Origin of the sequence: Streptomyces sp. NBC_00271, from assembly GCF_036178845.1 — a bacterium.
Classification (GTDB): domain Bacteria; phylum Actinomycetota; class Actinomycetes; order Streptomycetales; family Streptomycetaceae; genus Streptomyces.
On the sequence record NZ_CP108070.1, the window covers coordinates 1,027,792 to 1,051,649 of the forward strand.

The window sequence follows — 23,858 nt, forward strand, 5'->3', positions numbered from 1 at the left end:
GCAGCCCCAGACACCCGGCGACCCACCGCGACCACCGGGCACTCAGCCCTGCCCACACCCATCCTGACCAGGATCTATTTACGCGTCAGACGTCGTCCATGGCCGGGCAGCAGGAGCCCTTGCCCAAGGCGTACGGCGTCGACGCCCCGCTTTGTTCGCTGATGTCCGTGCGTATCCACCCACGCCCGCTCACGTATCGGGAGGACATGTGACAGTCCCGGAAAGCTCCCCAGGAGGCGCCGCCGGGCCCACCGCCGACGGACCACGGTCCACCAGTCTCAGTACCGACGCGGCACGTCAGCTGGCCACCACCACCAAGTCCGAACCTCAGATGCAGGCCATCACCTCGCGATGGCTGCTCAAGATGCTGCCTTGGGTGGACGTCAAGGGCGGCGCCTACCGGGTGAACCGGCGGCTCCAACTCCGCGTCGGCCGGGGCCGGGTGCAGTTCGAGCAGAACGGCGCGGACGACATCAGGGTCATTCCCGAGACACTGACCGAGCTGCCCGCCCTGCGCGGCTACTCCGACACCGCGGCCCTGCGGGAGATCTCCTCACGGTTCAGGGTGCGTGAGGTGCGTACGGGCCAGGTCCTCTTCGACGCCGGGCAACCCGTCACCGAGGCCTATCTCGTCGTCCACGGCCGGTTCACCCGCTACACCACCGGCAAGTACGGCGAGCAGGAAGTCACCGGAGTCATCACGGACGGCGACGGAATGGGGGACGAGGCCATCGGCCAGGCCGACCCGCTGTGGTTCAGCTCGGTTCGGGCCGAGACTCCGGGCGTGGTGCTGGCACTCAACTGGGACACGCTCCTGGCGTTCGTGGAGCGTACCCCGTCGCTCGCCGCCCAGTTGGACGCCTTCGCGCAGCAGCAGAGCAAGCCCATGAACCGCAAGGGCGAGGCCGACGTACCCGTGCAGGCCGGGCACGTGGGCGAACCGGTCCTCGCCGGCGGCTTCGTCGACTACGACCTCGCCCCGCGCGAATACGAGCTGTCCCTGACCCAGACCGTCCTGCGCGTCCACACCAGGGTCGCCGACCTCTACAACCATCCGATGAACCAGACCGAGCAGCAACTCCGCCTGACCATCGAGGAGATCCGCGAGCGCCAGGAGTGGGAGCTGGTCAACAACCGCGAGTTCGGTCTGCTGCACAACGTCGACTACGGCCAGCGTGTCAGCACCTTCGCCGGTCCCCCCACGCCCGACGATCTCGACGAACTGCTGTCGATGCGCCGCAAGACCCGGCTGTTCCTGGCCCACCCGAAGGCGATAGCGGCCTTCTTCCGGCAGTGCAACCGGCGCGGGCTGGTGCCCGGCACCGTCAACCTCGACGGTCATGAAGTACCGGCGTGGCGCGGCGTTCCGCTCTTTCCGTGCAGCAAGATCCCGATCAGTCCCCAGCACACCAGCAGCATCATCGCGCTGCGCACGGGAGAGAAGGACCAAGGGGTCGTCGGCCTGCACCAGACGGGCATTCCGGAGGAGTACGAGCCCGGTCTGAACGTACGGTTCATGGGCATCGACAGCACCGCGATCATGAGCTACCTGGTGACCGCCTACTACGCGATGGCCATCCTCGTACCCGACGCCGCGGGGATCCTGGAGAACGTCCAGGTCGGGCGGACCGCGGAATGAGCACACCATCGGCGTCCGGATCGCCGCCGCGACTGCCCGGGCCGCCCCGCCTCGTCCCCGTCACGCAAGCACGGCGGAGCGGGGCGATCCCCGGGCTGCGCCACCGGCCCGCCGCCCCCGCGGACCCGGGGAAGGCGGCGGAGGTGGACCGCAGGCTGGAGGCCTGGGTCCGTCGGCTCGACGCGTTCCCCAAGTCGTGGACGGGGGACTTCGCGGGGTTCCAGTTCGGCCGGGCCGTCGTACTCCAGCATCCGGGCGCGGCGGATCTCGAACGCCTCACCGCGGCCGGCAAGCTCCTGCTGGCCGAGAACCTCGTCGACAACTGCTACTGCGAGGAGGACGAGGACAGAGGCGGCTCATCGCGCGGCCTCGGCGGCAGGCTGATCAGGGCCCAGTCCGCGCTCGACCCTTTCCACTCCACTCCCGAACTGGAAGCGCGGTGGCGGCGCGGCGTACAGGCCGACGGGCCGCTGCGCTCGTACCACGGGGCCCTCAAGGACTACGCCGTCTTCGCCACCCCCAGCCAGACCGACCGGCTGGTGCACGATCTCGCCCGGCTGCATCTGGGCTATCTCGGTGAGGCCGCCTGGGCCGAAATCCGGTACGTGCCACCGGTATGGGAGTACCTGATGATGCGGCAGTTCAACAACTTCCGCCCCTGCCTGTCGATCGTCGACGCCGTGGACGGCTACGAGCTGCCCGAGGCTCTCTACGTCCGGCCCGAGATCCAGCGGATCACCGCGCTCGCGGGCAACGCCACCACGATCGTCAACGACCTGTACTCCTTCACCAAGGAACTGGCCAACGATCCCAGCCACCTCAATCTGCCTCAGGTCATCGCCGCGAACGAACGGTGCGGGCTGAAGGCCGCCTTCCTGAAGGCCGTCGAGATCCACAACCAGGTCATGGAGGCGTTCGAGGAGGAGGCGGCGGCCCTGTCCGCCACCTCGCCTCTCGTCGAGCGCTACGCCAGGGGCCTGGCCGCCTGGGTGTCCGGCAACCACGAATGGCACGCCACCAACACCCACCGCTACCACCTCCCGAACTACTGGTAACGCCCTGCCGTCCGGCCCGTCGTCCACCGCGCCACAAGGAGTCACCTTTGCCCATCACCGATGCCGGTACCGCGGCAGCACCGATGCCGACCCAGGCCACCTGCCAGTCGACGTACCAGACCCGCGTCGCGGACTACTGGGACGCCGAGGAGAACCCGGTCAACCTCGAACTCGGAAAGATCGACGACCTCTACCACCACCACTACGGCATCGGGGACGTCGACTGGTCGGTACTCGACGCAGGCCGGGACAGGGACGGGGACGGCGCTGCCGTGCGCCGTGACCGGATCACCGCCGAACTGCACCGTCTGGAACAGGCACAGGCCGACCTCCTCGCCTCCCGTCTCGGCCCCCTCGCCCGCGCCGACCGCGTCTTCGACGCAGGCTGCGGGCGCGGCGGCGGAAGTGTGGTGGCCCATCTGCGGTACGGATGCCACACCGACGGCGTCACGATCTCGAGGAAACAGGCCGACTTCGCCAATGCCCAGGCCCGCAGTCGGAACATCGACGACAAGGTCCGCTACCACCACCGGAACATGCTCGACACCGGCTTGCCCTCCGGCGCGTATGCGGCTTCCTGGAACAACGAGTCCACCATGTACGTGGAACTCGACCTGCTGTTCGCCGAGCACGCACGGCTGCTGCGCCGCGGCGGACGCTACGTGACGATCACCGGCTGCTACAACGACGCCTACGGGCGGGCCTCCCGGGAGGTGTCTCTCATCAACGCCCACTACATCTGCGACATCCACCCACGGTCGGAGTACTTCCGCGCCATGGCCCGCAACCGCCTCGTACCCGTCCACGTCCAGGACCTGACCGCCGACACCATCCCCTACTGGGAACTCCGCAAGCAGGCCGACCACCTGATCACCGGCATCGAGGAAACGTTCCTGAGCGCCTACGGGAACGGCAGCTTCCAGTACCTGCTCATCGCGGCTGACCGCGTCTGACATCTCCGCCGCGTTGGCGCTCCTCAGGATGCGACCTATGGTGAGAAGTGGTGCAGAGGCTTCCCACGAGGTGTTCACAACGGGGAGGACATAATCATGTCCGAAGCCACACATCCCACACATCACCGTCCGCTTCGGCGGACGCACGAGGATGCCGCAGGCGTCACGGCCACCATCAACCGGGCAGCCGACGCCGCGGGCGCGGCCGGTCGGGCCGCGGCGGATGCCGTACGGCACCCCCAGGCCGTGGTGGAACGGTTGCGGCAGCTGCCTCAGGCGTTGCCACTGGTACGGCAGGCGGTGACACCCCTCCTGACCGGACGAGTGCGTGACTGGCGTGGGGAGTACGCCTACGCGTTGGGTGAGCAGGCATTCATCTACGGTTTTCCGTACATCTACAACGCCCGGCTGCGCCACCAGTGGGTGACCCAGCCGCGTGACCCGGCGACGGTGCCGTACGCCGCGGTGAATCACTTCTGGCATGCGCAGCGACTGCTGGACGCCTCGTACCGGGACGGCGGTTGTCCGAACAACGACACCCTGTACTCGACCGCGTGGGTGAACCTGCACAACGAGCCGGTCATTCTCTCGCATCCGGACATGGGCGATCGCTACTTCGCCTTCGAGCTGATGGGCATCACCTCCGACAACTTCGACTACATAGGCCAGCGCTCCACGGGATCCGAGGCCGGCCACTTCGCGATCGTCGGTCCGGACTGGAGCGGGAAGCTTCCCGATGGTGTGCGCCGTGTCGCGACCGCGCCGAGCCCGTGGATCCTGATCCTCGGCAGGACGCTGGTCGACGGCGAGGGCGACGTGCCGAACGTACAGACGCTCCAGGCCCAGTACCGGCTCACTCCGCTCAGCTTCTTCGACAGGGGCGGCGGGCCGGTCGACCCGGCGCTGCTCCCGGCGAGCCATGAGGTGCCGGCGCCGGTGGACCCCGCGCAGGATCCCCTCGGCCCCTGGAAGACGCTCAACGCCATGCTGGCAGAGAACCCGCCACCGGCGCACCACGCGATCCTGCTCAAGCAGTTCGCCGAGGTCGGCATCGGTCCCGGTCTCGACGTCGAGGCGCAGCCTGAGGCGGTCAAACAGAACCTCATCAGGGCCGCGGCTGTCGGCATGCCGATGCTCAAACAGCAGATGCTCAGCGGTGAGTGGGCACATGTGGTGAACGGGTGGCGCTATCCGCCACCGCAGATGGGCCGCTTCGGCGACGACTTCGTCAAGCGTGCCGCCGACCAGTCGTTGGCGGGCATCATGGCCAACGATCCCGACGAGGCGGTCTATCTGCTCAACTACGACGACGCGGACGGCAACAAGCTGTCGTCCGGCCGGTACACGCTGCGCTTCGGCGCGGGCGCGATGCCGCCCGTCGATGCCTTCTGGTCCCTGTCCGCGTACGGCGACGACATGAACCTGATCCCCAACCCGGCCGACCGCTACTCGGTCGGGGACCGCACGACCGGGCTCGTCATGGACCCTGACGGCGGTCTGACCCTCCATCTGCAGTCCACATCACCGGGAGACGATCGTGAGTTCAACTGGCTGCCCACACCCGAAAACGGCACCTGGTTCGTGATCCTGCGCATGTACCGTCCGCACCGCGAGGTCGTGGACGCGGTATGGGAATGCCCTCCGCTCACCCGCGTCGAGTGACCTGACGGGTCCGCAGGCCGCGCGCGGCGGCCCACGGACTCGTGCACGGGGCCCCTCTCAGTGGTGGTGGTCGTGACCGGCCGGGCGTTGGGCCAGGGTGAGTGCACGAGTGGCGACTTCGTCGCAGGAGACGGTTCCCTGCTCGTCCAGTACGTCTTCCAGCGCGGCGAGCCAATGGTGGTAGTAGCTCCACGGCCGGTCCTGGTCGCGTGCGTTCTCCCACGCGGCGATGCGGGCGATGAGTGCGCGCCGGAACTGGGGCCAGGTGAAGGCGCCTGCCTCGTAGAGAGTGACAGCCATGCCGAAGGCGCGGCTCTCCCAGGGTTCGGAGAAGACGAGTTCCCCGTTGGCGCGGGGTGGGGCCGCGGCCCCGTCGACGTCGAGGGGGGCGGTCACGCGGCTGCCACCTTCGCCACGCCGACCATGGCGTCCCGGGTGATGAGCGGGACGAGCTCCTCCTCGGTCAGGTGCTCGGTGCCGGCGGGCCGCTCGGGCAGGACGAGCCAGCGAACCTCACTCGTGGAGTCCCGCACGGTGATCTGAACGTCGTCGCCGAGGTCGAGGCCCATCTCGGAGAGGACGGTGCGGGGTTCCTTGACCACGCGCGCACGGTAGACGGGGTCCTTGTACCAGCTCGGCGGAAGGCCGAGCACGGGCCAGGGGTAGCAGGAGCACAGCGTGCAGACGACGACGTTGTGGGTCGTGGGAGTGTTCTCGACGACGACGATGTGCTCGCCCTGGGGGCCGCCGAAGCCGAGTTCCTTGATGGCGGAGGTGCCGTCCGCCAGGAGCCGTCGGCGGTACTCGGGGTCGGTCCAGGCCTTGGCGACCACCTTGGCGCCATTGAGCGGACCCACGTTGGTCTCGTAGTTGGTGATGAACGCATCAACGATCTCGGGGTCGATCAGACCGCGTTCGGTGAGCAGCTGTTCGAGTGCCTCGGTGCGCAGGGCCGCGGAAGGGGTCTCGCCAGATTCGCTGGAGGTCGTCATGAGGTGGTCTCCAGGTAGTTCTCGAACAGATCCACAGTGACGGCGAAGGAGTCGGCGCCCTCGCCCCACAGTTCGTGCGAGTCGAACCGTACGGAGTAGACGTGTTGGGGGTTCTCGCCCAGGAAGTGCGCGTGGGTGTCGGGGAAGACGGCGGCGGGCTGGATGACCTCGACGACGCCGGCGTGTCCCCGGACGTAGCCGGGCAGGCGGGTGTGCCAGGGTGGCGAGATGTTCTTGGCGCGGACCCGTTGGCCGACGGCGAAGGCGGGGGCGGCGTCGATGGTGCGCAGCGAACCGGGAGCGGACCGCCAGACGGCGATCGCCGCGGTGGGCGGGCCGACGTCGGGCCGGGCGGATTCGGGGACGGCGACGGAGACGGAGACGGAGACGGAGACGGAGGGATTTTCGACGTGTTCGCCGCGCAGGTCGCGGGCCCGGGCGTCGATCTCGCCGGGGGCGAGGATGGCGCCCTCGGTGAGCATCAGTTCGGCGGCGTTGAGCCAGCGGCCGAAGTAGCCCTCATCGAGGTAGGCGGCTCGGTCCAGGCGTTCCTGCGCGTGCCGGAAAGCGTCCACATTCCGACCGGACACCCGAGTGGCCAGGATCGTCAGCGCGGCGGCCCGGCCCTGCCAGGGCTCCGCGAAGACCGGTTCATCGGCCCTGGGCGGACGCGCGGGGCCCCATCCCGAGGTGCCCCCCATGTCAGCGATGCCCTCCATGACGCGACTCCTCAAATAGCCGCATAACGGACCAGATACTCGAATCCTATGCGACCGGCACCTTCTGCGCCGCGGTCCGGAAAACCCCTCCGCGCGAGGGGTGACCCTCCTGAGCCCGTCGCGCTCAGGTCTTGGGCCGGACGGAGTCTTCGATGCGGGCGAGCTGGTGGTCGATGTCGGTCAACCACACTTCGAGATCGATGAGTGTGGGCAGGGCCGAGTGGTGCTCCGGCAGCGGTGGGCCAGGGGGACTCCGGCCGGGCGCGGGGCGTTCGTCGGTGGTGAAGTACGTGGCAATGCGGTCGGCGTCCGTCGTCAGCTCGGCGGCCGTCCCGCGGACCCATGCGCGCGCGTCCGGCGGCACATCGGTCAGGGGCGTTTCGAAGCAAGGTAGCCGCTGGGCACCGAGCACCGTGTGGTACGCCACGATGAGCACCCCGTGCCAGTCGGCCTGGGCGCCCTCCCAGGCGGTGGGTGGCTCGCTGCGGAACTGCGCATAGGCGGCCTCCGCCAGGCGCAGATGCCGCAGCGTCGGCAACGTCGCGGGCGGAGACGGAGCGGCCGCCGACGGGGCCAGCAGCGCCTCGACGGTGGCGGGTACCAACGTCCCGCACGAGCGCAGCAGGCCCGCCATGGTGCGGTGAACCTCTCTCCGCGCCCCCGCCGGCCAGGCGAGCAGCCCACACAGAAGGCCGATGACACTGCCGGTGACGACATCGACGATGCGGGCTTCCGACATTCGCCAGTTGGTCGGGGTGATCTGGGCGAAGGCCAGGGAGACCACCAGCGTGAACAGCCCCTGTGCGTAGGCGACTCCGAGCCGCGGGCCCAGAGCGAAGGCGATGAGCATGCCCGGCACGAGCAGGACGGCGTAGGCGTCCAGGTGCCGGCCGAGGGCGATGAGCAGCGCACCTGCCGCGACAGCCCCCACCAGGTTGCCGATCATGGCCTGGCGCACGGCCCGCCAGGTGGCGCCGATCGTGGTACGCCCCAGCGTGAGGACCGCGAGGAGGACCCAGAATCCGTGCGCGAGGTCGAGGGTGCCCGCGACAAGACGGGCGAGGGCGAGGCCGCACGCGACTCGTACGGCGTTCTGGAACCACACCGAGCGATGCGTCGCGTTGCCCATGATGCGACGCGCCCACAGCTGCGTCGTGGGCAGGTCGGCGTACCAGAAGAGTTCGCTGGGCCGCAGGGGTGAGGTTCTGCGCCCGGCGACAGAGACGCCCACGGCTGTCACCGCGATCCATGTCGACTCGGCCAGTGTCAGCTCCGTCGCCTGTCGCCGCAGGACGTCGGTGTCCACACCCGATTCCCCCGGGTCGGCCGCACGGCGGATCCGTTCCGCCTGGAACTGCCGGATCGCCCTGTCGAGCGCGTCGGCCGTCGGTGGACGCTCACCGGCACGCAGGGCCGCCCCCATGTCCTCGCACGTCCGCGCGACGCGTTCGCGGAGCGCGGCGGCCGATGGATCCGTGCGCGGTGCCGCGCCAGGGGGCACGGACGTCGCGCTCCGCGACGCCAGCTGGTCCACGACCCGCCGGACCGCGGCTCCCGCCTGTGCCAGGGCCCGGTCCCGGCGCCCCGGGCCGGTCGGGCGCTCACCCGGGGAAACCTGCGACAGCCGCAGCCCCTCGCTGAGATCACGCAGCCTCGCGACGGAGACGCGGGCCGGATCGGCCGCTGCCGCGGCGGCCGTCTCCAGCGCGTCGGCAAGCACGATCCGGTAGCTCGTGGCAGGTGGACCGGACAGCACGAACACCTGGCACAGGCACAGGAGTACGACGCCCACGGCCGCGCCCGTCAGCCGGGCGCCCAGCGTCTGAGGGGCGTACGGCGGGAAGCAGGCCAGGATGTAGAGGAGTTGGAGACCGGGGGCGGGACCCGCCGTACGAGGTCCGGCCACCACGCTGAAACTCAATAGGAATCCGACGATCAGCATGCCGGTCACTGCGGCCGCCGTGTTCACCGCGAGTGCCGTGCCCAGCGCGACGAAAGCCACTGCGAACGGCAGGGTCCGCAGGGTGATCCATGCCTGCTGCCGGCCGGTCCCGGGAATGGTGGAGAGCAGGCCGAGCGAGATCGGTGTGAACAGTGCGTACAGCGCCGCGACTGGTTGCTGAAGGCCGTAGAGGAACGCGTAGAAGCCGACGCTCGCCGAGCAGGTGACCTGAATCGACCGGCGTAGGATCGCGGCACCGCCCGGCCCCGGCGTCATACGTGCTCGCCGCCCGCGCCGGTACGCGCACCGCGAACGGCCCCTGACGGCAATGGCGGCTGTCCGCGCATGGCGACGTTCCTCTCGGCAGACACCGCGTGTCCTCGACGACCGGGCCTCTGCCCATTTTCGACCCTCTGAAGGGCCGGCGCACGTGGTGGCGGCCCCGATCGGCGCACCTGCGCGCACCAGGCAGCGGGCTCCGGGCCGCGCGGCGCCCGGTCGGCGGGGCACCTCACGGGCCCCGCCGCACCGGTCCGGCAAACCTCGAGCGGTCAGGTCGTCAGGCGGTCAGATCGTCAGCAGGCACCCTCGTCCTGCCAGACGCCCCAGTCGGAGGCGACGGGGGTCTCGTTCTGAGTCCACCACTTGGCCTTCCAGTTGTGGTTGTTGTACGACACCTCGTTGCCGACGGTGTAGACCGCGGTGGAGCTCCAGGCCGGCTTGCACCCGGTACTCGGGGGCGTGGGCGTCGGCGTCGGGGTGGGGGTCGAGGAGGGCGGCGTGGCCCCGGCGAACTTCACCGAGTACTTGGCGAAGTCCCAGGAGTTCTGCGCCACGCTGGAGCAGGTGCCCGAGGTCCGGCCGCCGTTGTCGGCCGGGGTGCACTGACGGTCTCGGTTGAGGGACCAGAACGTGAAGCGGTCCATGTTGTGGCTGGTGGCGTAGTCCAGCACGGTCTGGAAGTCGGTCTGCGTGAAGAACTCGCCGGTGTCGCTGCGCCCGTTCATCCCGGAGAAGCCCTCGTGGGCGTAGGCGGTCGCCTGGTCCCATCCCAAGGTGGACTGCAGGATCTGGTTGAAGTTGGTCAGCGCGCCGGTCTGCGACGCCGCGCCGTTGAAGCCGCCGTCGAACGGCATGATGGAGAAGTTGTTCGGGGTGAAACCCTGTGACTTCGCCTCCAGCAGCATTTGCTTGCCGAACCAGCCGGTGCCGTCAGCGGTGCCGGCGGTGGTGACGGAGACGTACAGTCCGGGGTTGTTCTGCTGGAGGATCTTCGCGGCGCCGATCTCGTTCTTGATGGCCGCCGTGTTCTCGTACTCCGGCTCTTCCAGGTCGAAGTCGATGGCGTGCAGACCGTACTTGGTGATGACCTGCTGGTACGCCGCCGCTGTGGCAGCCGCGTCCGAGCACACCTGGCCGAGCTTGGTGCCGCCGTATCCGCCGATGGAGACGGAGACGTCGCCGCCCTTGGCACGGATGGTGTTGACGACCGACTGCACGGCGGTGTCCGAGGAGACCGCGGCCGTACCGCCCCATGTGGGGCTGCAGCCGCCGCCGTTGGGGGCGAGGACGAAGGCGAGCTGGAACGCCTTGAGGCCGGTGGCGTCCATGATGGCGGCCGGGTCCGGCGGGTCGTTGTCGAGCGGCATCAGGTAGGGAGCCGCGGCGTACCAGCGGTTGCTGAGTGCGGAGGTCGCGCCGGAAGCGCTGCCCGCGACCAGTGCGGTCGTGCCCGCTGCGGCGAGTCCAACGGCGGCTGCCGCGCCCAGACATGCGCGAAGACGTCTCACTGCGTGCCTCCAGGAGGTGGGGAGAGTCGCCCCAGCTTCCTGTAGGTGTTGCGTCCATGCCAATAGATTGGCCTAGACCAGATAACTCTTGGACTAGACCATACGATTGCTTTACCTCAGCCCCGCGCCTGCGCCCTGACATGTGCCGGGTACCACTTCGTGAAGCGGATCGCTGCGACCAGCAAGGCGATCGGGATGACCCAGTTGAGCCAGTCCGAACCCGACTTCACCTGCAGTGCGAGCAGCCCCAGCAGGGCCGTGACCAGGAACACCCCGCCCCACACCGCCGTCAGGATCCTGTTGGTGCGCCGGAACAACGGTGTGTCCCAGTACTGGCGGGGCACCGACTCGCGTGCGTACTGCTCGGTGAACGGTGTGAAGGCGAGGGAACCGAGTGCCACGACGGCGATCGCCCCGTTGGCCAACGTCTGCGCGTAGGTTTCCAGCCACATCAGGTCCTGGCGGTCGACCGCGAGTCCGAGTACGAAGATGACCGCGAAGAACACCAGACTCGCCGCCTCCAGAATCTTGAAGCTCCCGCGCCGCAGGTCGGGCACATTGAGCACCAGGGCCGCGATGAGCGCTGCCAGTGCGGCGTACTTCCACGTACTGGGGCTCGCCACCACGTCGAAGATGATCCAGGGGGCGAAACCGAGGAAGACACTGTTGGTGCGCAGGGCTTCGCCGCCGGACACATCGGTCTGCGCATCGGCCGCCGGCATGCCGGACGGCGTCATTCTGGACGGCGGCATTCCGGACCGCGGAGACTCGCCGCTCCCCGTCGCTCCGAGTCCTCGATTCGCATCGGGTCGACCCATCGGACACCTCCGCGGATGGCGCCTCCATGTCGGAAACCGAGAGCGCGAGGAAACCCCCGGCCGGGCGCTGAGGCGAGGGCCTCTGCCTCTCATGCTGCGACCGCCCCAACCCCGCCGCATCCGCTGCAGAAGCCCCCCGGGACAGTTCGCCCGCTCCCCGGCGAGATGGCGGTCTTCTGCTACGGCCTCGAACCGCCGTGGCTGACCTGGTCGATCATCGGACCCGATGGCACGGTGCGGCGCCGTCCCACCGTCGTGGCCCGGGTCGACGAACCCATGATGGTCCACGACATGGCGTTGACGGGCCGCTGCTTGGTGCTCGTCCTCGCACCGGCCTTCTTCGATCTGCCGGCACACGGTCAACGCGTTCGACTCGTCAGGGCGCCCCGGCGAGGACGCTCGACTACGTACAGTGGCCCCGGTTGGCACTCGGTAACTCCGAAACGTCGCGTTCGGGCCGAGTGGCCGACAGTGGTACGACACCCAGGACGCCGCGGCACAGGAGCCGGAGGCGAACCCGGTGGCGCGCGTACGGATCCCGGTGCGAGTGCCGCTGGGACTGCACGGATGCCGACTGCCGACGGAGGAGTGACGGCACGCACGGCGCGGAACTCGGCTGATGCCGGAGGCCTCCAGGACACTGCCGTATGCCGGGCGTCCTTCAGATGGGCATCCCAGCGGCGTGACGTAGGGTGAGCGCCGGGGGTGGAAGACCAGAGGGGGCACGAGGTGGCGCCGGATCCGGTGCGGTTCGCGGTACTTGGACCGGTTCGGGTCTGGCGGGCGGGGACGGAGCTGCACCTCGGGCGTCCGCAGGAACGGGCGCTGCTGGCACTGCTGTTGGCACGGGCAGGTCAGCCGGTCTCCGTGAGCGAGATCGTCGACGTCCTGTGGGGCGGGCGTCCGCCGGACACCGCGGTCAATGTGGTCCACCGGCATGTCGGTGCACTGCGCCGCCTGTTGCAGCCCGGCCTTCCCACCCGGGCGACGGGCCACTGGCTGCTCCGGGACACGGGCGGATACCGGCTGGTGGCCGACAGTGACTCTCTGGACCTGTTGCGCTTCCGTGCGCTGCGGGCCGAGGCCCGACGGGCCGCCTCGGACGAAGCACCCGCACGGGCCGTGGATCTGCTCACCGAGGCGCTGTCGCTGTGGCAGGGGCCGACGGCCCACGGGATCCCCGTGGAGGCGCGTGCGCACGCGGCGTTCGTCTCGCTGGAGGGCGAGCGCCTCGCGACCGTGAAGGAGGCCGCCGATGTCGCGCTGCGTGCGGACGTGCCGGGTGTGGTCCTCCCCCGGCTCCAAGAGGCCGCTGCCGGCAGCCCGTTGGACGAACCGCTGATGGCCAGACTGATTCTCGCTCTTTCGGCCACCGGTCGACGGCCCGAGGCGCTCAGCACGTACCTCACCGTGTCGAACCGTCTCGCCGACGAGTTGGGCATCGATCCTGGACCGGAGCTGCGCGACGCCCACCAGGCGGTGCTGCGGGACGCGGCATCCTCGGCGGCCGGCCCCAGAGTCTCAGAGGCGCGCACCGTCACCGATCCAGCGGCCTCGGACCTCGTCGGTCCGCGAGCGGTCTCCCTGCCCGTGCCCGCGCAACTGCCGCTCGATCTACCGACGTTCACCGGTCGGCGGGCCGAACTGGCCGAGGTCCTCGCACCGCTGTCGAGCGAGGGGCGGTCCGCCGAAACAGTGGTGATCAGTGCCATCGGCGGAATGGCAGGAATCGGCAAGAGCACGCTCGCCGTGCACTGGGCCCATCGGGTCGCGGACCGCTATCCCGACGGGCAGCTCTACGTCAATCTGCGGGGCTTCGACCCATCGGGGGCCGTCATGCGTCCCGACGAGGCGGTCCGCGGTTTTCTGGACACGCTGGGGGTGCCGCCGGAACGCGTCCCCCACGGTCTGGACGCCCAGGCCGCGCTCTACCGCAGCATGCTGGCCGGACGCCGGTTCCTGGTCCTGCTGGACAACGCGCGGGATTCCGATCACGTACGGCCGCTGCTGCCCGGCACGCCCGGCTGCCTCACGATCGTCACCAGCCGCAACCAGCTCTCCGGTCTGGTGGCCGCCCATGGAGCCCACTCGCTCACCCTGCGTCCGCTCGGCACCGACGAGGGACGGGAACTCCTCATCCGCCGCCTGGGGGCCGAGCGGGTCTCCGCCGAGGCTGAGGCGGCGGCGGAGATCACCACACTGTGCGCCGGGCTGCCGCTGGCCCTGGCCTGCGTCGCCGCCCGCGCGGCCACCCACCCGCACTTCTCACTGTCGGCCGTCGCCGCCGAACTGCGCGAGGCCCATGGCAGTCTCGACGCCTTCATCGAGGCCGACACGTCGGCCGATGTCGGAGCGGTCTTCTCCTGGTCCTCCCGCGCCCTCTCGCCCGCCGCCGCCCGCCTCTTCCGACTGCTCGGACTGCATCCCGGACCTGATTTCACCGCGCCGGCCGCGGCCGCCCTGGCCGGGCTCGCGGAACGGGAGGCGCGGCTGTTGCTGACCGAGCTCTCCCGCCTGCACCTCATCAACGAGCACGCCCCCGGCCGGTACGCCTTCCACGACCTGCTTCGCGCCTACGCCGCCGAACTGGCGCACACCCAGCACAGCGAGGCCGAGTGCCGGGCAGCCGTGAACCAGCTGTTCGAGCACTATCTGTACACGGCGCACGCCGCCGGTCGGCTGATCGCACCGTACGTGGACACGATGCCGCTCCCGCCTCTCCCCGAGGGGACCCTCCCCGAACCACTCGCCGACGACGAGTCGGCTCTCGCCTGGCTCGCGGCCGAGTACGCGGTGCTGCTCGCCGTCATCGACGCGGCCACGCGCTCCGGTTCGGACCGCCTCGTCTGCCTGCTCGTCTCCTCACTGGAGCGGTTCTTCGACCGGCAGGGTCACTGGCACGACTGGGCGGCCGCCCAACGGACCGCGCTCGACGCCGCACTGCGGCTGTCCGACCCCGTCGTGGAAGCTCACGGCCTGCTCGGACTGGCCCGGGTGGCGGGCCGACTGGGCCTGCGCGACGAAGCCGGTGCCCACCTCGACCGTGTCCTCGAGCTCTTCACGGAACTCGGAGACGACGTCGGACGGGCCTACGTCCACCTGAGCCTCGGCTGGGAGGCCGAGCAGCACGGTGACCTCCCGGGTGCCCTCCGGCACGACCGGCTGGCCCTGGACCTCTTCCGCGCCACCGGCCGGCAGGCCGCGCAGGCAACCGCCCTCAACGCGGTCGGCTGGGACCACGCGACGCTCGGGGATCACCAACAGGCCCTCAGCCACTGCCTTGAGGCCCTGACCATTCAGCGCGATCTCGGAGACCACATCGGCCAGGCCGCCACCTGGGACAGCATCGCCTACGCCCATCACAACCTCGGCGACCACCCGCAGGCCCTTACCAGTTACCGCAACGCTCTCACCATCTTCCGGGACCTGGGCGTGCCTGCCGAGGAGGCCGGAACCCTCGTCCGTATCGGTGACACGCACCGTGCGACAGGCAACCACGAGGCCGCCCGCGCCGCCTGGCACAGCGCCCTCACCCTTTTCACCGAACTGGCCCACCCCGACGCCGAGCGGGTCCGTGCCCGGCTCGATGAACTCGGCGAACCGCACGGTGACGCGTGACGCGTGCCGCGAAGCGTGCCCCGGGAACCTCTGTCCCGGGGCACGCTTCGGTCAGCTGAGTGAGCTGTCCATCGAGGACAACGGCACGGAGAACAGCACCCGTTGGGGAATCGCGGTGTCGGTGTGCCGCCGTTGAGCGGGATGACCGGCAGCACCCAGCGGAACTTGAAGTCGCTCGGGTCGTTGGCGTCGATGAAGGCGATGTGGCCCATGTGGTCGGTGGTGGTGCCGTTCTGTCCCCACCCGGACAGGATGGCCCACGACGAGGTGATCGTGGTCAGCTTGTTGGGGTTGTCGCCGTGGTTGCCGAAGTTGATGACGATCGACCCGCGTCGAGGACCACCGACCGCTTCCAGAATGTCACACATATGCAGGCTGGCAGTAATAGTTTGATTCCCCTTCCGATGACTTCCGATTTGCTGATGAGATCGGCTCAAAGAGTGGCCCTATCAAAACGGACCGGCGTGCTGAAGTTACGTTCCGAACCAGCCCCTGTATCCCTTGGGCGCTACGTGAGGCGACGGAAGGATGGGGACGATGATTGAGCGAAGGAAATTCCTCATGGCCGGTGGCCTGGGGGCTGCGGCCATGCTTCCGCGGGGTGTTCTGGGAACGCGGGCGTATTCGGCGACGGCTCACCACCCGCCGGCCGGGTGTGAGGACCCCGCGGGGACGCCGAACACCCCTCCGCTGGAGAAGTTCGTCGACCCGCTGCCCAGACCGATGACAGCCATCTCGGATCCTTCCGTCTATCCGGGCGCCGACTACTACGAGGTCACGATGCGGCAGGGCTCGTGGCAATTCCACCGGGATCTCGCGCCGTCACCCGCGTGGGGTTACTGGGCCACGAACCCGCACGATCCTCACAGTCCGATCGGCATGGGCTATCTCGGGCCGACCTTCAGCGTGACCGTGGACCACCCGACGGTCGTCAAGTGGCGCAACGAGCTGCCGACCACCCACATGTTCCAGCACGTGATCGACATGATTCGCGAGAAGAAGCCCGTCGTCGCCCCGATCCCTCCGCCTCCCTACAAGTACGTCCCGCAGTTCCCCGATGACATCAACGTGTGGAACGTCGTACACCAGCACGGCGGTTACACAGCACCCCAGTCCGACGGCCTGCCGCTGCAGTCGTTCAGCCCGAAGGGCTTCCATGCCGAGGGCTACACCACCCTGGACCCGAGCCGGGCCAAACCCAACGAGGCGATCTACGGCTACACCAACCACGACCATGCGTGCATGCTCTGGTATCACGATCACGCCATGGGGATGAGCGCTCTCAACGTCTATGCGGGCCTTGCCGGTCTCTACCTCATTCGTGACCCCGCCGACGAGCGGCTCGGGCTGCCGCGAGGCGAATTCGAGGTCCCCCTCATCCTGCAGGACCGGACCTTCAACGCGAACGGCTCGCTCGCCTACACGATGACCGACAGGGAAGGCGAGGACACCCCGGTCGTCAACGGGAAGGCATACCCCTACCTTGACGTCGAACCGCGACGCTACCGGCTGCGCATTCTCAACGCTTCGAACGAGCGTTTCTGGCGGCTGAGGTTCGACGTAGACCCCAGAAACGCACTTCTTGAGCCCCCACTGCCGTTCTGGCTGATCGGCACCGACGGCGGCTTCCGCGCCCCGTTGCAAATGCTGGACTTCCTCATCAGTCCAGCCGAGCGGTACGACCTGATCGTCGACTTCAGTCAGGTGCGCCCGGGCACGAAGGTCAAATTGACGAACTACCCGGGAACGCAGGTCCACTTCCCCGGCATCCCCGGCTGCGGACCGGAAATCGCAGACATCATGCAATTCCGGGTCACCAAGCAATTGTCCGGAGGTGGGGACAGGACGACTCCGCCCGAGAAACTCAGGCTGAAGGCGGTCGCACCCATCAAGCCGAAACCGCAAACCCGTCGGCGGGAATGGGTCGTGTACCAGCACGAGCTCTACAGGACGATGACGTTCAACGCGGTGCCATACATGGAGCCGTCGCAGGACTTCATCAACGAGGGCTCGACCGAGATCTGGGAGTACATCAATCCCAACCACGACGCCCACCCGATGCATGTCCACCTCGTCAACTTCCAGGTGCTGAACAGGCAGCCGATCGACGCGGCCGCCTACCAGAAGGATTACGACAAGTGGATCTACGGTGGCCGCAAACCAAAGGACCACCCGGTGTTGGCCAACTACTTCACCGGCCCACCGATTCCGCCGGACCCGGACGAAACGCTGTCCTACAAGGACACGGTCAAGGCCCCTGCGCAGATGGTGACCAGAATCATCATTCAGGAATTCATCCCGCCGAAGGACGAGATCGCGTCGATTCCGGACAGTGGCGCCGAGCTCCCGGCGACGTACATCCACCACTGCCACCTCCTCGAACACGAAGACGACGACCTGATGCGTCCGTGGACGATCGTCGGCCCCGACGGCGACCACCACAACAGCGGCCACGGCGGTGGCGGCCACAGCCACTGACGGGATCGATCGACCCGCGTGTGCCGGTCCGCGCCCAAGGGACCCGGACCGGCACTACTGAGGAACAGGCCGAGGAGTGCGGGAAGTTCACCGGCACTTCTCCCCGCGCTTCCGTGACCTCCTCAACGTGCCTGGCCGCTACAGCTTCACCCCGTCCGCCCCGTGCGGTCGAGGGTGGCGACCTCGCGTACGGCCTCGGCGATGGACGGGAAGTCCTTCTTGAGAATCGCACCGTGGTTGCCGGCGACCTTCGCACCGATCTGGATGTTCGGGTTGCGGGCGGTCACCGTGTCGAGGCCGGTGCGGATCCGTTCCTGCTCGTCACCGCGGCTTCCGAAGGACGCCCCCGAAGCGACGACGTACCGCACCGGGACGGTGATGTCGTCCAGTACGGGGCCCAGTTCGCGCTCGCGGGAGAGCCTGCCGAGCTCGATGTTGCTGTTCGCCTGCTGTGCGGCGGTCATCCGCGGGGCCAGGCCCGTCGGGCGCAGCAGCGGCAGGAACCAGCCCATCCGTCGGAACAGCTTGCGGATGCGCTGTTCCATGGCGTCGTCGAGCCAGTCGTAGGGGAACGCGCCGTCGACCAGGACCGCACCCAGGGCACGTTCCGGATTCCGGCTGGTCCAGTGGGCTCCGACGACCGCCCCGTAGGACCAGCCCACCACCAGGGCCCGGTCCACGCCCCTGGCCGCGAGAACGGCATCGACGTCCCGGACGGCTGCCTCGAAGGAATAGTCCGCCGAGCGTTTCGATCTGCCGCGGGCCCGTTCGTCGTAGGTGATGTGCCGCCACCCTGTGCCCAGTTCGGCGATGACCCGTCGCCAGTACCCCTGAGTGGCGAACTGGCCATTGAGGTAGACCACCGGGATGCCGGGTCCGCCGGTGTCGGTGACGGCCAGGGCCGTGTCGTCGACCGACACCATGCCGGTCCACTTCGAACCGGTCGAGGAAGTGGTGTTCTTCGTCATGTGTTCCCCCTTGGCTGGTTCTGGTTCTGGGATCTGGTTCTGGTTCGGTTCGTTCAGAGGCTGCGGGCGGTGATGTCGCCGCGGGAGGTGGTGGCTCGGATGTCGAGTTCGGTGGTGCCGTCGTTCTTGAGGGCGTTGCTGATGCGGCCGTAGGCGGTGTCGGCGTCCAGGGTGGCGGAGACACCGGCGGCGGCGCCGACCGAGATGTCGCCGGACTGGGTACGGAGTTCGACCGTGCCGCGCGCGGCCTCGGTGATGCGGATGTCGCCCCGTGCGGTGCTGATCTCCGCGGAGCCGCCGAGCCGGCCGATCTCGATGTCGCCGTCGGTCGCGGTGAGACGGACACGCGCGGCCTCGTCGATCTTGATCTGGCGGTACGCGCCGTCGAAGGCGATGTCGCCGAGGCGTCCGACGACGCGGAGCTCGGCGCCGGCGGTCTTGGCCTCGATTCGGGAGCCGGCGGGCAGCTGGACGGTGACCTCCAGGGATCCGGAGGGGCCGAAGAGCTGGTTGCTGGGGGTCGGGGTCGTGATGCGCAGGACGCCGTCGGTGTAGGTGACTTCCGTCTGCTCGGCGGTCTTGGTGTCGCGGCTCTTGGAGGGGTCGGCGGGCAGGACCTCGACGGTGGTGTCGGCGCGGTCCGCGGCGATGAACTGGATGCGTCCGGCGGGGATGTCCAGGACGGCGGAGATCGGGGCGGGGGTGTGGAACTTCTGCATCGTGTTCTCCTGTACTCGCTCGTTGTTTCTGACATCGGAAACGCTACGTTGCTTTCCATGTTCCGGCAACGAGCTTGTTGCGCAGAATCGGCATCTATGCAGGTGAAGTCCAGGAAACTGTTGCAACGGTCTTGAAGGTAACGCAACGGTGACTGCCTTGATCATTGCAATGGGTGTGATGTGAACGCTACAGTGGGGGGATCAGGGACCGCCGCGAAGGACCACCAAGGAGAATGCAATGCCAGGAGGCAGGCTCACCCAGCAGGAACGCCAGCAGATCGCGCTGGGGCTGGCCGACAGCCTCCCCTACGCCGAGATCGCCCGCCGCCTCGACCGCCCGACCTCGACGATCACGCGTGAGGTGATGCGCAACGGCGGCCCCACCGCCTACCGCGCCGACCTGGCCCACCGCGCCACCGAACGCCGCGCGCACCGGCGCAGGCCCGCCACCTCCCGAGGGCCGGAGTCCGTTGCCCAGCCGCATGGACGTGACGCCGAGGCCGTGGCCGAGTACGAGGAGACGTTCACCACCGTCCTCATGGCTTCGGGCCTGACCAAGATGACGGCCCGAGTGCTGACCTGCCTGTTCACCACCGACGCGGGCAGCCTCACCGCGTCCCAGCTCGCCCAGCGCCTCCAGGTCAGCCCGGCGTCCATCTCCAAAGCGATCGCGTTCCTGGAGAGCCAGAGCCTCGTCCGCCGGGAACGCGACGAACGCCGCCGCGACCGCTACGTCGTCGACGACGACGCCTGGTACGAGGCGACGATCGCCAGCGCCCGAGCCAATGACCAACTCGTCGAAACCGCACGCCAAGGCGTCGCCGTCCTCGGCCCCCACACCCCCGCCGCCACCCGCCTGGAGAACATCGCCCGCTTCCTCGACTTCATCAGCGAGAGCATCACCCGCGCCGCCGAACAGGCCCGAGAAGTCCTCCACACCAAACCCGAAGGCACCTCGAACGACACCGCCCAACCAGGTCCGGACCACGGATAGACAACCCTCTCGAGCGTCACAGCCATGAGACGAAGTCGGCTGCCTCCTCGGGGAAACATCTCCTCGAGGAAATATGAGGTTCCACCACGGCGGCCGTCCGCGACAGCACGCGGAAATCTCCGCGCAAAGCGCCCGCGCGACTCAAGTCGATACAGGGCCGCGAGACATCGCTCGCGGCCCTGTTGCGTGTCGGAGTTACGGCTGCTGCTGAGCCGGAGCGGGGCGAGCGCCAGCCGGGTGGCGGGCCTTGGAGACGGTCGAGGCTGCGTCGGATGCGGGCGCTGCCACCGTGCGCCACCACGGGGCTTGAGGCAATTCGCCGCCAGGTTCGAAGGGTTGACCCGGTATGGGCAGGGCAACCCGAGCACCTGCTTCAGCAGCGGCCGCGTACGTGCGCTCGGCGGGCTCCTCCCACGGATGCGGGGCCAGGTTGAAGGTGCCCCAGTGGATCGGAAGCAGCACGCCGTGCGGCTCGCCTCCGCCCAGGTCGAGATGGGCGCGGAGACCCTCCTCCGGTGTCATGTGGATGTCCGGCCAGAAGTCGCTGTAGGCGCCGATCTGCATCATCACCGCGTCGAACGGACCGTGCGCCGCCCCGATTTCGGCGAAGCCGGGAAAGTAGCCCGTGTCCCCACTGTGGAAGACCTGGTGCCTGGGACCGGTCACCACCCAGGATGCCCAGAGCGTGCGGCGGTGCAGGGCTCGTCCGCAGAAGTGCCGGGCGGGTGTGGCAGTCAGTGTCAGACCTGCGACCTGTGTCGACTCGTGCCAGTCCAGTTCCGTGATCCGTTCGGGTGCGACTCCCCAGCGCTCCAGGTGCGCCCCCACGCCCAGCGGGGCCGCGAACTGGGCGCCCGTGCCGGCGAGGGCGCGAATGGTGGGCATGTCCAGATGGTCGTAGTGGTCGTGGGAGATCACCACCACGTCCACGGGGCCGAGGTCCTCAAGGGGCAGCGGGACCGGGTGGAGTCGTCGGGGTCCCGCGAAGCCCACCGGTGAACAACGCTCGCCCCATACCGGGTCGAACAGCACCCTTGCGCCGTCGATCTCGGTGAGCACGGTGGAGTGCCCCGTCCAGGTCAGTCGCAGACCGGATTCCGGCGCCGCGTCGCGTTCCGTGAGAGCCGGTCGGTGCAGGGGGATCGCCGTGGCCGGCCTTCGACGGACGCGATCGGCCCGGTGGACGTTCGTCCGGGCCAAGTCGAGCGCGGAGCCGGAAGCCATGGTCAGGGTGGCCGTCGGGTTGCGGAAGCTGCCGTCGGCGTACTGAGGAGATGCCTGCATTCGCTCCAGTCGTGCACCGGTGGGGATGCCGCCGAAGGCGGCGGGGCGAAGCAACCGCCCGAGGCGCGGCAGAGGCATGAGAGGTCTCCGTAGTGATAGCCGGGTGGGCCGAGGCTGACACGAGACGCAAGTCGACCTGCCGCCTCGACGAACAGCCCTCGGGGTTTCCGCAGGATCTGCGCCCCTGAATGTAGTCACTGGAAACAATGATGTCAACGACAACAATGATGCCAGTGTCTACATCTTCTGGGCATGGCCCTTCGGCGACTGGAGCACTCCCGTCGGGCGGGGCGGGCGGTTGCCCAGCGCGGTGAGGATTCCTTTCCAGGGCACCGGCGAGGGGGAGCTCACGCTCCAGGCCGGTGGCGTTGAAGCCGGGACAGCAGCAGGTGACCGCGAGGCCCGGGAGGCGACCGTGACGATCCGGGCGGGTGCGGATGCCGTTCGCCTGTCATATTCGCCGAGGTACCTCACCCATCGAGAGCCGGGAGAGAACCCGGACACGGCCCCGAGGAGCGACTGGTCGAGCGGACTGCGGATCCTCGGTCTTCGGAGCGATGGGCGCCGAACAGCTGGGGAACTTGGACCAGTTGCTCGACGCCCTCCGGGCGGACCTGTCGCGGGGCGCTTGACCTGCCGCGACGGGACGGGGTCGAGAGCCCCCGTTCGGCGGGCTCCCGCCTCAGACTTGTGCCATGCCGCCGTCGACGCTCAGTTCCATGCCTGCGCAGAAGCTGCTCTCGTCGGATGCGAGGAAGACGGCGGCCGCGGCGACTTCCTCGGGACGTCCCATGCGTCCGAGCGGGATGACGGATGCGAAGGCCGCCTTGATCGCGTCGACGCCTTCCTCGGAGTCCGCCTGGCTGTCCATGATCGGGGTGTCGATCGGGCCGGGACCGAGGACGTTGACCCGGATGCCGCGGCCCTTGAGCTCCTTCGTCCAGGTGCGGGCGTAGGAGCGCAAGGCGGCTTTGGTGGCGCTGTAGGTGGTGTACCCCTCGACGCCGATGTGGCCCGCGATCGATCCGACGAGGATGACCGAACCGCCGTCGTTCATCAAGGGCAAGGCCTTCTGGGCGGTGAAGAGGGCGCCTCGGGCATTGACGTTGAAGGTGCGGTCGAAGCTCGCTTCGGTGATCCGGCCGAACATCTGCGGATCGACCAGACCCGAATTGGCGACGACGACGTCGATCTTCCCCGGTCGAGGTCGGCGGATACGCTGACGTCACCCTGGACGGTCGTGACGTTCCTGCCGATCGCGTCTTTCGCCTTGTCCAGTTCGGGCCGGCGCCGCCCGGTGATGAACACGAAGGCACCTTCCTCCACGAACTGTTGCGCGGTCGCAAATCCGATACCGCTACTGCCGCCGGTGACGACGGCGACCTTGCCGTCCAGCCTGTTCATGGCTGTGACCTTTCATGTGTGCGTCGTATCAGCTCTGGTGCCCGATCCCCGCACAAGGAGCGGGCGGGGTCAGATGGCGGTGCGGCCGCCGTCGACGGCGATCGTCGCGCCGGTGACATAGCCGGCCTTCGGCGAGACGAGGAAGGCGACGACCTCGGCGACCTCGGCGGGCTCGGCCGCGCGTTTCATCGCGGTGGTCTCGCCGAGGGCGTCGAACAGGTCGCGGGCCTCAGGCCGGGTGTAGACGGGACCGGGGGCAACGGTGTTGAAGCGGACGCCGCGGCCGCTGTACTCGGCCGTCCAGCCTTGCGTCAAGGATGCCAGCGCGGCCTTCGTCGCGCCGTACGCGGCACCGGTGGCCAGGCCGAGGCTGCCCGCCATGCTGCCGATATTGATCACGTTCCCCGATCCCCTCGCCGCCATCGCGGGGGCGAATGCCGCCACGAGGAAGAACGCCGCGCGGACGTTGCCGGCGAACATCGCGTCGTAGTCGGAGACCTTCATCTCCTCCGTCGGTGCCCAGACCGCGTGCCCGGCACCAGGACGTCGATCTCACCGGCCTCGGCGGCGAGCCGGTCGATGCCGACCGGGTCCTCGAGGTCCGCCTCGACGAACCGGGCGTGGCCGCCGTCCGCGGTGATCTCGTTGACGGTCTCGGCGCCGCGCTGGGCGTTGCGGCCGGTCACGACGACGGACATTCCGTCGGCGGCGAGCCGCTTGGCGATCGCCCGGCCGATGCCGGACGTGGCCCCGGTGACCAGGGCGGTGATGGGTTGCAGGTCGAGGTTGTCCTCACGCTCAGACATGGGATGCGCCTTCCAAA

General features: G+C 68.7%; 17 protein-coding genes and 2 pseudogenes. 8 read left to right on the forward strand and 11 right to left on the reverse strand.

What is annotated here, in order from left to right; all coding sequences use genetic code 11:
• Positions 1-208 precede the first annotated feature (208 nt).
• From OG798_RS05095 to OG798_RS05110, 4 genes are all read left to right on the forward strand, one after another.
• Complete coding sequence (locus tag OG798_RS05095; RefSeq protein ID WP_328756421.1) at positions 209-1,639, forward strand: family 2B encapsulin nanocompartment shell protein; 1,431 nt, start codon at positions 209-211, stop codon at positions 1,637-1,639.
• A complete protein-coding gene (locus OG798_RS05100; RefSeq protein ID WP_121417583.1) occupies positions 1,636-2,694 on the forward strand; it encodes a family 2 encapsulin nanocompartment cargo protein terpene cyclase in 1,059 nt (352 codons plus the stop codon). The genes OG798_RS05095 and OG798_RS05100 overlap by 4 nt, the downstream gene beginning before the upstream one ends.
• An 83-nt stretch (positions 2,695-2,777) precedes the next feature.
• Complete coding sequence (locus OG798_RS05105; protein WP_267063741.1) at positions 2,778-3,647, forward strand: geranyl diphosphate 2-C-methyltransferase; 870 nt, start codon at positions 2,778-2,780, stop codon at positions 3,645-3,647.
• Between the two features lie 96 nt (positions 3,648-3,743).
• Positions 3,744-5,309, forward strand: a complete 1,566-nt coding sequence (locus OG798_RS05110; RefSeq protein ID WP_121417582.1) for a DUF1254 domain-containing protein — start codon at positions 3,744-3,746, stop codon at positions 5,307-5,309.
• 57 nt (positions 5,310-5,366) lie between these two features.
• Here OG798_RS05110 and OG798_RS05115 read toward each other — a convergent pair whose 3' ends face one another.
• The 6 genes from OG798_RS05115 to OG798_RS05140 form a co-directional block, all read right to left on the reverse strand.
• The gene (locus tag OG798_RS05115; RefSeq protein ID WP_121417581.1) at positions 5,367-5,705 is read right to left on the reverse strand and encodes a nitrile hydratase accessory protein; all 339 of its coding nucleotides are present in this window, start codon (positions 5,703-5,705) and stop codon (positions 5,367-5,369) included.
• Positions 5,702-6,301 (reverse strand): nitrile hydratase subunit alpha, encoded by a 600-nt coding sequence (nthA, locus tag OG798_RS05120; protein WP_097227008.1) that lies wholly within the window; start codon positions 6,299-6,301, stop codon positions 5,702-5,704. The genes OG798_RS05115 and nthA overlap by 4 nt, the downstream gene beginning before the upstream one ends.
• Positions 6,298-7,020: a nitrile hydratase subunit beta gene (nthB, locus tag OG798_RS05125; protein WP_328756422.1), complete on the reverse strand. Its 723-nt coding sequence runs from the start codon at positions 7,018-7,020 to the stop codon at positions 6,298-6,300. Before nthB ends, nthA begins: the two co-directional genes overlap by 4 nt.
• Positions 7,021-7,144: 124 nt before the next feature.
• Positions 7,145-9,238, reverse strand: coding sequence for an FUSC family protein (locus OG798_RS05130; RefSeq protein WP_328756423.1), 2,094 nt, complete (start codon positions 9,236-9,238; stop codon positions 7,145-7,147).
• A gap of 299 nt (positions 9,239-9,537) precedes the next feature.
• Positions 9,538-10,752 carry a carbohydrate-binding protein gene (locus tag OG798_RS05135; RefSeq protein ID WP_328756424.1) on the reverse strand — a complete coding sequence of 405 codons (1,215 nt, stop codon included), beginning with the start codon at positions 10,750-10,752 and terminating at the stop codon, positions 9,538-9,540.
• A gap of 116 nt (positions 10,753-10,868) precedes the next feature.
• A complete protein-coding gene (locus OG798_RS05140) occupies positions 10,869-11,474 on the reverse strand; it encodes a hypothetical protein (RefSeq protein WP_121417577.1) in 606 nt (201 codons plus the stop codon).
• Between the two features lie 261 nt (positions 11,475-11,735).
• Here OG798_RS05140 and OG798_RS56440 point away from each other — a divergent pair, with 261 nt between their 5' ends.
• The 3 genes from OG798_RS56440 to OG798_RS05155 all read left to right on the forward strand — a co-directional run bounded on the left by OG798_RS56440 (position 11,736) and on the right by OG798_RS05155 (position 17,666).
• Positions 11,736-12,266 carry a hypothetical protein gene (locus tag OG798_RS56440; protein WP_443053711.1) on the forward strand — a complete coding sequence of 177 codons (531 nt, stop codon included), beginning with the start codon at positions 11,736-11,738 and terminating at the stop codon, positions 12,264-12,266.
• A gap of 9 nt (positions 12,267-12,275) precedes the next feature.
• Positions 12,276-15,188 carry an AfsR/SARP family transcriptional regulator gene (locus OG798_RS05150; protein WP_328756425.1) on the forward strand — a complete coding sequence of 971 codons (2,913 nt, stop codon included), beginning with the start codon at positions 12,276-12,278 and terminating at the stop codon, positions 15,186-15,188.
• 780 nt (positions 15,189-15,968) lie between these two features.
• Positions 15,969-17,666, forward strand: a complete 1,698-nt coding sequence (locus OG798_RS05155) for a multicopper oxidase family protein (protein WP_328756426.1) — start codon at positions 15,969-15,971, stop codon at positions 17,664-17,666.
• Positions 17,667-17,812: 146 nt separating this feature from the next.
• Here the strand turns inward: OG798_RS05155 and OG798_RS05160 are convergent, their stop codons facing one another.
• Entirely contained in the window at positions 17,813-18,634 is an 822-nt protein-coding gene (locus OG798_RS05160; protein ID WP_121417574.1) for an alpha/beta fold hydrolase, read from the reverse strand.
• A 53-nt stretch (positions 18,635-18,687) separates the two neighbouring features.
• Positions 18,688-19,353 carry a DUF4097 family beta strand repeat-containing protein gene (locus OG798_RS05165; protein WP_328756427.1) on the reverse strand — a complete coding sequence of 222 codons (666 nt, stop codon included), beginning with the start codon at positions 19,351-19,353 and terminating at the stop codon, positions 18,688-18,690.
• A gap of 238 nt (positions 19,354-19,591) precedes the next feature.
• Here OG798_RS05165 and OG798_RS56445 point away from each other — a divergent pair, with 238 nt between their 5' ends.
• Positions 19,592-20,347 carry a GbsR/MarR family transcriptional regulator gene (locus OG798_RS56445; RefSeq protein WP_413253507.1) on the forward strand — a complete coding sequence of 252 codons (756 nt, stop codon included), beginning with the start codon at positions 19,592-19,594 and terminating at the stop codon, positions 20,345-20,347.
• 195 nt (positions 20,348-20,542) lie between these two features.
• Here OG798_RS56445 and OG798_RS05180 read toward each other — a convergent pair whose 3' ends face one another.
• The 3 genes and pseudogenes from OG798_RS05180 to OG798_RS05190 all read right to left on the reverse strand — a co-directional run bounded on the left by OG798_RS05180 (position 20,543) and on the right by OG798_RS05190 (position 23,841).
• Entirely contained in the window at positions 20,543-21,709 is a 1,167-nt protein-coding gene (locus tag OG798_RS05180) for an MBL fold metallo-hydrolase (RefSeq protein ID WP_097226998.1), read from the reverse strand.
• Positions 21,710-22,313: 604 nt separating this feature from the next.
• A pseudogene (locus tag OG798_RS05185) lies at positions 22,314-23,035 on the reverse strand (SDR family oxidoreductase).
• A 69-nt stretch (positions 23,036-23,104) separates the two neighbouring features.
• Positions 23,105-23,841, reverse strand: a pseudogene (locus tag OG798_RS05190) (SDR family NAD(P)-dependent oxidoreductase).
• Positions 23,842-23,858 lie beyond the last annotated feature (17 nt).